Annotated in this window: 7 protein-coding genes; all 7 read right to left on the bottom strand. The window is 63.2% G+C overall.

The genetic code is table 11. From position 1 onward, the window contains the following. Positions 1 to 189 (bottom strand): hypothetical protein (locus B5F94_RS16245; protein WP_204247483.1); only part of this gene is annotated, 189 nt, incomplete at its 3' end. 14 nt (positions 190 to 203) lie between these two features. Further along, on the bottom strand, positions 204 to 2,483 hold the full coding sequence (locus B5F94_RS10630; RefSeq protein WP_087330022.1) for a VWA domain-containing protein: 2,280 nt from the start codon (positions 2,481 to 2,483) through the stop codon (positions 204 to 206). 165 nt (positions 2,484 to 2,648) lie between these two features. Further along, positions 2,649 to 3,245 carry a thiamine phosphate synthase gene (locus B5F94_RS10625; protein WP_087330020.1) on the bottom strand — a complete coding sequence of 199 codons (597 nt, stop codon included), beginning with the start codon at positions 3,243 to 3,245 and terminating at the stop codon, positions 2,649 to 2,651. Continuing rightward, positions 3,232 to 4,419 (bottom strand): 2-iminoacetate synthase ThiH, encoded by a 1,188-nt coding sequence (gene thiH, locus B5F94_RS10620; protein WP_242959008.1) that lies wholly within the window; start codon positions 4,417 to 4,419, stop codon positions 3,232 to 3,234. The genes B5F94_RS10625 and thiH overlap by 14 nt, the downstream gene beginning before the upstream one ends. 14 nt (positions 4,420 to 4,433) lie before the next feature. Beyond that, entirely contained in the window at positions 4,434 to 5,198 is a 765-nt protein-coding gene (locus B5F94_RS10615; RefSeq protein WP_087188320.1) for a thiazole synthase, read from the bottom strand. 24 nt (positions 5,199 to 5,222) lie between these two features. Then, positions 5,223 to 5,852 carry a sulfur carrier protein ThiS adenylyltransferase ThiF gene (gene thiF, locus B5F94_RS10610; protein ID WP_087330018.1) on the bottom strand — a complete coding sequence of 210 codons (630 nt, stop codon included), beginning with the start codon at positions 5,850 to 5,852 and terminating at the stop codon, positions 5,223 to 5,225. A gap of 3 nt (positions 5,853 to 5,855) precedes the next feature. Then, positions 5,856 to 6,053, bottom strand: coding sequence for a sulfur carrier protein ThiS (thiS, locus tag B5F94_RS10605; protein ID WP_087188322.1), 198 nt, complete (start codon positions 6,051 to 6,053; stop codon positions 5,856 to 5,858). Between the last annotated feature and the right edge of the window lie 30 nt (positions 6,054 to 6,083).

The following is a 6,083-nucleotide window of genomic DNA, read 5'->3' as shown; positions in this document are numbered from 1 at the left end:
GGGTTCCGGTGTGGGGGACGGGGTGGGCTGAGCGGAAGTCACCGGGTCGGTACTCTCAGCCACCGGAGCCGGACCGCCGGAACCCAGCAGCCACCAGGCAATCCCGCCTGCTGCCGCCACAACAACCAGGAGCACAATCACCAGAGCAATCCGCCCTCCTGAAGATTTGGCACATCGTTTTCCTTTCATGGCAGCCGATACTCCTACTCTTCAAATTCGCATACAAATCCCATGCCGTCGGCCATGGTGGGCACAGCAGAGACCGGATCATTGCGCTGGTCGTTCCAGCACCAGCCGCCCACCGCCTTGATGTTCCACAGCATGATGTACCACTCCTCGGTGCCGTCCTGATCCTGACGGGAGGGCTCGTTGGCAGACCAGGCCTGGAAGTTGAATGCCTCACCGGTAACCCAGTGGCCAAACACATTGCCGGCGTCGTCATAGGAGGTGTAGCCGCCCAGCCAGATATACTTCACGTCCTGGGCCTCCGCCATGGCAGTGATCTGGTCCATCTCCTCCTGGGAGGTAATGGTGGCCAGATGGCCGCCCATCTCCTGGCAGCGGCGGGAGGCCTCCTCCCAGGTCAGGCTCTCTTTGAACAGCTCGTAGCGGTGTCCGCCGCCCACGCCGCCGTCGTCCCGGATGCTGCGTACCGGGGTAACGGTCAGTTCGCTCTCTCCCCGGTAGCCCTGGCCGGACACTTTGACCTGCAGGTCACGGGTGGCGTAGCTGTCAGCGGCGCTGTCGCTCTCGTACTCCACGATATAGTAGTCCATCTGCTCGTCATAGATCTGCTGGAAGATGGCCTCCAGGTCGTAGAGATCGTCAATGTACCAGTAGCGGCCGCCGGTACTCTCGGCAATATGGCGCAGGGTGCTGGTCTCCACCGAGTTGCCTACGCCGATGATGTACACCGGGGTCTGCTGGGTGTTGGCGTAGCGGATGAGCTCCTCAGGGGTGTGGCGGCTGCGGTTGTCCATGCCGTCGGTAAAGGCGATGACGCAGCGGGCGCCGCCCTGAAGGGTGGCGTTGGTCACACCGTCGTACACCGCGTCATAGAAGGCGGTGAGGCCGTCGGTGGACATATTGTTGATGCCGTTGACCAAGAGGCCCACGTCGTCGGTGTAGTAGCACATCTGCTGCACGATGGAGTCAAAGGCCAGCACCTCCGCCCGGTCGCCCAGGGCGAAGTCCAGCTCCTGCACAAACTCGGTCATAACGGTCTTGATCTTGCCCATGTCGTACTCGGTGATGCTGTCGCTCTTGTCAGCCACCAGATCGATCTTCAGGCCGTCGTTGCCCTCCAGAGGAAGCACCGACTTGACCTCACGAGCCAGATACTCGCCGCCTTCCACCCGCTCCATAATGCGGAAGGCGTTGGAATCCAGGCCCTCCACCGTCTCGCCGCTGTAGTCGTCCACCACCTGGAAATAGGCCCGGACCACAGGATATTCGCTGACGTCGGTGGACACCAGACGCAGCCGGGCGGGCACGAAGTAGGGGGTATAGTAGTCTCCTTCCCGCTCCATGGAGATGCCGTCCACCGAGAAGGTGAGCACAGGCTGGCGGTGCTCCTCACTGTACTCGGCGTCAAAGGTCAGGTAGGTGATCTCAACCTGGCCATCCTCCTGGGTCACCTCCTGCACCTCACAGTCCTGGCCATCCTCCCGGATACCCACCTCGGACAGTTCCAGAGGGAAGGGCTGATCGCAGTCCAGCTTCAGGGTGACCACCGGGAAGTTGTCGGTGTCCACATCGTCCACTTCAGGGGAGAGAATGCACATGGCATACAGCTTCTGGTAGAGGGCATACTGCTCGTCCCCCTCCTGGATGGGGCCCTCCTCCAGCAGCCGGGCCGCCGCTGTCCGGTTGTCCTGGGCCAGATAGGCCTCCGCCAGGGCCAGCCGGTCGGCGCTCTCCAGACCCTTCAGGTCCCGAGCCTGCTCATAATACTCCACCGCCTGGGCGTAGCTGCCCCGGTTCAGGGCGTCCCGTCCCTGCTCCACCGCCTGCTGATAGGCCTGATTGGTGCTGATGTTTCGGTACAGCAAAAATCCGCCGATGCCCACCGCCAGGGCCGCCACAATAATGACGGGCAGCAGCCACTTCTTTTTGCCGCCCTTGGGCGCGGGGGACTGACCATTCCCAGGTCCGCCGGGTCCGGGCGCATAAACAGGCCCCGGCTGGGGCGGTTGGGTAGGAGGCACACCCCATCCGGGCGGGGTTCCCGGCTCCTGTATGGGGGGCTCCTGCGCCGGAGCAGGACCCGGCTCTTGCGCCGTAGGCTGCTGGACAGGCTGTTCCTCCACAGGAGCGGGCTCCGGCTCATGAACCGGCTGCTCCGCTGCCGGAGGAGTCTGATCCTGAGGCGGCGAGGTCTGGTCCTGGCCCACAGACTTCAAGGCCTCTTCCAGCGGTGCACCGCAGTGCCCGCAGAATTTTTCTGTTCCGGTCAGCTGGGCGCCGCATCGATAACAAAACATACCCATCTTCCTCTCTCTTCCGCGCCCCCATTTCGGGGGAATTCGACGGAGGTCATTTCCAGTTTACTCACCCCCGCCAACTCTGTCAAGGTATTCCTGGGCTAGAAGCATCTTCCGAATATGGAGGCAATAAAAAAGGCGCGGGTAGTCCCGCGCCTTTTGCGTTCAATCTGTTATTTGCCGCAGTCCTTCCACATAGGTCTGCGGGTCTGGACAGGCCATAAAAGCGCTCATGAGGCAGGCTCCCGCCGCCCCGGTTCGGGCCACGGCAGCCAGATTGTCCGGTCCGATGCCGCCGATGGCATACACCGGAATGGACACCGCCTTCACCACCCCCTCCAGCCAGGGAAGCCCCCGGCCGGGCAGACCCTTTTTGCAGTCGGTGGCAAAGACGTGGCCCGCCGTCACATAGTCCGCCCCCAGCTTCTGGGCCCGGACGGCCTCCTCAGGGGCATGGATGGACACACCCAGTAGCTTCACCTGCTCCCGCAGGTCAGGATCGGCCTCCAGCTGTCCCAGGGACAGGTGGAGCCGTGGCACGCCCAGCTTTTGGCACACCTGTGGAAAATGGTGGAGCACCACCTTGTCTCCCCCGGCAGCCAGCACCTGCCGGGCCAGGGCCTCATATTCCTCCTCGGACAGGTCCTTCTCCCGCAGGATGACTTTGCTCACGCCGCCCCGGCACAGGGCGGCTACCCGCTGGGGCAGGTCGTCGGCACACAGCCCCCGGTGGGTCACGCACACCAGTTCAAACATAGACATAGTCGTTCATCACCGGCTGGAGGCCCTGGTCCCGGATGGCCTGGGCCACCTGCTCCACGTCCCGGTTGTCGGCGATCTCAAACTGGTCGTCCCCCTCCTCCTCGCCGGAGTGGCCGCCGATGCCGGTGGATACCCCGGCGGAGATCTTGGTGGCGGCAATATCGATGACCCGGTCCCGGAAGCCCGCTCGCTCCCGGGTGGAGATGGTCATGCCGGCAAAGGGCATGAACAGGCGGTAGGCACACATGACCTGGAGCAGCTGCCGCTCGTGAACGTCCTTGGGGTTGATCTTGTCGTTGTTGACGATGGGCCGCAGCCGGGGGCAGGAGAAGGAGATCTCGGCGTGGGGATACTTGCGCTGGAGGAGCCAGGCGTGCATCCCGGTGGCGAAGGCGTCCCTCCGGAAGTCGTCCAGTCCCAGCAGGGCGGCGAAGGCCACCCCCCGCATCCCGCCCATGAGGGCCCGCTCCTGGGCCTCCATGCGGTAGGGGAAGATCCGCTTGTGGCCCGCCAGATGGAGCTGCTCATACCGATCGGCATGGTAGGTCTCCTGAAACACCGTCACATAGTCCACCCCGCACTGGTGGAGGTAGGCGTACTCATCGGAGTTCATGGGATAGACCTCGATGCCCACCATTTTAAAATACTTCCGGGCGATCTTGCAGGCCTCACCGATGTACTGCACGTCGCTCATCTTCCGGCTCTCGCCGGTGAGGATCAAAATCTCCTCAAGGCCGGTTTTGGCAATGGCGGCCATTTCCGCCTCGATGCCCGCCATGTCCAGCTTGGCCCGGCGGATCTTGTTGTGACAGTTAAAGCCACAGTAGATACAGTAGTTCTCACAGTAGTTGGAGATGTAGATGGGAGTAAAGAGGTACACGTTGTCGCCGAAGTACCGCCGCTTTTCCATCCGGGCCTTTTGGGCCATCTCCTCCAGGAAGGGCTCGGCCGCCGGGGAAAGCAGGGCGGCAAAGTGCTCCGGGGTACGCACATCGGCGTCCAGGGCGGCCCGCACGTCCTTGGCGGTGTAAATAGTCTCATCATAGCCGTCCCGGGCCGCCGTCACCTGGAGTCGGACGGTGGGGTCGATCTGTTCCATGCCGGGCAGATAGGTCATGTGGTCAATCTTGTCCTTGACCTCCACCACGGTAATGCCTTCCATAGGCTGATCCATGTCTCTTCCTCCTCTCAGTCCGCCAGAAATCCGGTGAGGGGGGAGGAAGCTGCCGCCCCGTGGTCCAGCACCCGGCCCAGCCCGGCCAGATAGGCCGCCCGGCCCGCCTCGATGGCGGATTTGAAGGCCCCGGCCATGGCGGCGATATCCCCGGCGGTGGCAATGGCGGTGTTGGCCATCACGGCAGCGGCACCCATCTCCATGGCCTCGCAGGCCTGGGAGGGCCGGCCAATGCCGGCGTCCACAATGACGGGCAGATCGATCTCGTCGATGAGAATGCGGATGAATTCTTTGGTAGCCAGTCCCTTGTTGGAGCCGATGGGGGCACCCAGAGGCATGACGCAGGCCGCCCCCGCATCCACCAGATCCCGGGCCACGTTCAGATCGGGATACATATAGGGCATGACCACAAAGCCCTCCTTGGCCAGGATCTCAGTGGCCTTGATGGTCTCATAGTTGTCGGGCAGCAGGTACTTGCTGTCCCGCATGATCTCGATCTTCACAAAGTCGCCGCAGCCGCAGGCCCGGGCCAGCCGGGCGATACGCACTGCCTCGTCGGCGTTGCGGGCGCCGGAGGTGTTGGGCAGCAGGGTGACCCCCTCCGGGATATGATCCAGAATGCTGTCGGTGTCCGAGTTGGCCCGGCGGAGGGCCAGTGTGATGATCTGGGCCCCGGCGTGCTCCACCGCAGCCCGGATCAGGTCCAGAGAATATTTGCCCGAGCCCAGGATGAATCGGGAAGTAAAGGCGTGTCCGCCTAAAATCAGTTGATCTGCCATGGTTGTTCGTTCCTTTCTTTGTGTTTATGGTTCCATTTGTCCCAGCAGCAGCCGCATGACCATGGTGGCCTGGTGTGCCGCGCACACCGCCACCCTGGGGGCCATGAGTCCCTGGCCCTGGGAGATATCGCTCTCTCCGTCACCGCAGAGCCAGAGGCGGCCCATCGCCTTGCGGGTAACAATGGTATTGGCCGAGCCGCTTCCCGCCATGCCGGAGCCCGCCACCAGCAGGGTGTCCGGCAGGCCGGTGAGCACCGCCTGGACCAGCATGGCCTTCTGGTCGGCCTGGTCGAAGGCCTCGCACACCACCTGACACCCCTGAAACAGGGTGCAGGCGTTGTCCGCCGTCACTTTACAGGTGTGGATCTCATAGTCCAGCCAGGGGTTGATCCCTCTGAGCTGCTCCGCCAGGGCCTCGGTCTTGTACCGCCCCAGATGGGGAATGAAATAGTGCTGCCGGTGGAGGTTGGTCACGTCCACCCGGTCGAAGTCGGCCAGCACCAGCCGCCCCACCCCCAGCCGGGCCAAATGGACGGCAATGTGGGAGCCCAGGCCCCCAAGGCCCGCGATGCCCACCGAGGCGGCAGCAAATTTTTTCTGATTCTCCGCCCCGTGGCGGGCGATGAGGGCCTGTTCCAGCGTTTCCCGGTCCATGGGTCAGCCTCCCCCCACGAACCGCACTACCTCCAGCTTGTCCCCATCGGACAGGGCGGTTGTGGAAAAGTCCTCCCGGCGGAGAATGGCGCCGTTGTGCTCCACCGCCACCTGGGCGGCCTTCCAGCCCTGCTTGTCCAGCAGGTCCTGCACGGTATGCAGACCTGTCCGGTCCATGGGCTGACCGTTGACTTGCAGCATAATCTACCTCCTTCCAAACGCAAAAAAGGC

Source organism: Flavonifractor sp. An4 (genome assembly GCF_002161755.1).
GTDB lineage: Bacteria > Bacillota > Clostridia > Oscillospirales > Oscillospiraceae > Flavonifractor > Flavonifractor avicola.
The sequence above is the reverse complement of the archived record's forward strand: the minus strand, read 5'-3'. Positions and strand labels throughout refer to the sequence as shown.

Coding starts and splice junctions, on each gene's coding strand:
- B5F94_RS10615 (WP_087188320.1), bottom strand. CDS start 5,198: ATGGCAGATCAACTGATTTTAGGCGGACACGCCTTTACTTCCCGATTC.
- thiS (WP_087188322.1), bottom strand. CDS start 6,053: ATGCTGCAAGTCAACGGTCAGCCCATGGACCGGACAGGTCTGCATACC.
- thiH (WP_242959008.1), bottom strand. CDS start 4,419: ATGGATCAGCCTATGGAAGGCATTACCGTGGTGGAGGTCAAGGACAAG.
- thiF (WP_087330018.1), bottom strand. CDS start 5,852: ATGGACCGGGAAACGCTGGAACAGGCCCTCATCGCCCGCCACGGGGCG.
- B5F94_RS10630 (WP_087330022.1), bottom strand. CDS start 2,483: ATGTTTTGTTATCGATGCGGCGCCCAGCTGACCGGAACAGAAAAATTC.
- B5F94_RS10625 (WP_087330020.1), bottom strand. CDS start 3,245: ATGTCTATGTTTGAACTGGTGTGCGTGACCCACCGGGGGCTGTGTGCC.